The following is a 1,912-nucleotide window of genomic DNA, read 5'->3' on the forward strand; positions in this document are numbered from 1 at the left end:
TACCGGAGCACGGTTTTGAGGCACAATAAAGCCTGTGCTTAACTCATCACGCTTACATCTTAAAGTTGAGGTGATTTAGGAACTTATATGCTTACTCGTTGAGATTGTTTGTAGCTTTTCATTTAGGGAGGGTGAGAATGGACGCAGACACCATTAACAGCTTTTTTCTGATTGGTGCATTACTGATTGCACTGAGCGTTCTTTTAAGCCCCGTGTCCTCAAAATTGGGGATTCCAATCCTTCTCGTATTTCTTGCGGTAGGTATGTTGGCTGGGGAAGATGGCCTTGGCGGAATCTTATTTGATAATTATTCCATCGCTTATTTAGTCAGTAACTTAGCGCTCGCCATCATTCTTTTGGATGGCGGGATGCGAACGCGAGTCGCCAGTTTTCGGGTCGCCTTGTGGCCTTCGGTGTCGTTGGCAACCATAGGCGTAGCCATCACGACATTGTTAACTGGCTTGATGGCGACCTGGCTGTTCGATTTGGATTTATTGCAAGGTATCTTGGTTGGCGCGATTGTCGGTTCAACGGATGCGGCCGCGGTCTTCTCTTTATTGAAAGGGCGCAGTCTGAACGAACGTGTTGGCTCGACGTTAGAAATTGAATCGGGCACCAACGACCCAATGGCGGTGTTCTTGACCGTTACGTTAATTGCGATTCTTTCTAGTACGGGAACGGAGTTAAGCGCCGGCTTTTTAGCGCTCAGTTTTGTTAAGCAGTTTGGTATCGGTGCGCTTCTTGGTTTTGCTGGTGGCTGGGTCTTGTGGAAAGTCATCAATCGCAATCAACTGCCGGATGGCTTGTACTCGATTTTGACCGTCAGCGGCGGCTTGATCATTTTCGCGTTGTCGAACTCGTTAGGCGGCAGCGGTATTTTGTCGATTTACCTCGTGGGTTTATTGCTGGGTAACCGTCCAACGCGCAGCCGGCATTCGATTCTGCATGTATTAGATGGTATGACGTGGCTAGCGCAAATTGGCATGTTCCTCGTGCTTGGTTTGTTGGTTACGCCGTCGAACTTGCTGAGTATTGCGGTGCCAGGCTTGGCGCTTGCGTTTGGTATGATTTTGTTTGCCCGTCCTATTTCCGTGTGGATTGGACTGCTGCCATTTAAGAGCTTCACGCCACGTGAAAAGTGGTTTGTCTCTTGGGTTGGTTTGCGCGGTGCGGTGCCAATCATTCTTGCGGTATTCCCTATGATGGCTGGTTTGCCAGACGCGCAGCTGTACTTCAACTTGGCCTTCTTCGTGGTGATGGTATCGCTGATCGTTCAGGGCGGTACGCTGACCAAAGCGATGTCGCTTGCCAAGGTTGAGTTGCCACCAAAGCCTGAGCCAATCTCTCGCACTGGTGTGGAGATTTACCCAACCAGTGAGTGGGAACTGTTTATCTACCGATTGAAAGCGGATAAATGGTGCATTGGCGAACCGCTGCGCAGTTTGTCGATGCCTGAGGGCACGCGCATTGCGGCTGTTTTCCGTAATCAAGAACTGCTTCACCCATCGGGCAGTACTAGGTTGGAAGAAGACGATACCCTATGTGTATTGGCTCAAGAGAAAGACTTAGCTGCACTGAGCTTGTTGTTCAGTGAAGCGCCGGAGAAAGCCTCTCTGACTCGTTTCTTTGGTGATTTCTTCTTAGATATTGAAGTGAAGCTGGCCGACGTGGCGATGATGTACGGTTTGAATTTGGGCGATGAACTGCAAGATAAAACCTTGAGCAATATTGTTGAAGAACAGCTGGGTAGCACGCCTGTTTTGGGCGACCAGTTTGAATGGCAAGGATTGCAATGGGTAATCGCGGACGTGGTGGATCACCAAGTGACTAAGGTTGGTTTACGTTTACCCAATGAAGAAGAGGAAGGGGAAGAGGAGGACTAAGTCCTAATCATTCATTTCCGTTAACATGA

General features: G+C 49.1%; 1 protein-coding gene. It reads left to right on the top strand.

Annotated elements, in window-relative coordinates:
- Positions 1–137 precede the first annotated feature (137 nt).
- Positions 138–1,883, top strand: a complete 1,746-nt coding sequence (locus R7E47_RS24085) for a potassium/proton antiporter (RefSeq protein ID WP_015297432.1) — start codon at positions 138–140, stop codon at positions 1,881–1,883.
- Positions 1,884–1,912: the final 29 nt, after the last annotated feature.

It is taken from the genome of Vibrio sp. Vb1026, assembly GCF_033338745.1.
GTDB classification, from domain to species: Bacteria; Pseudomonadota; Gammaproteobacteria; order Enterobacterales; family Vibrionaceae; genus Vibrio; species Vibrio alginolyticus.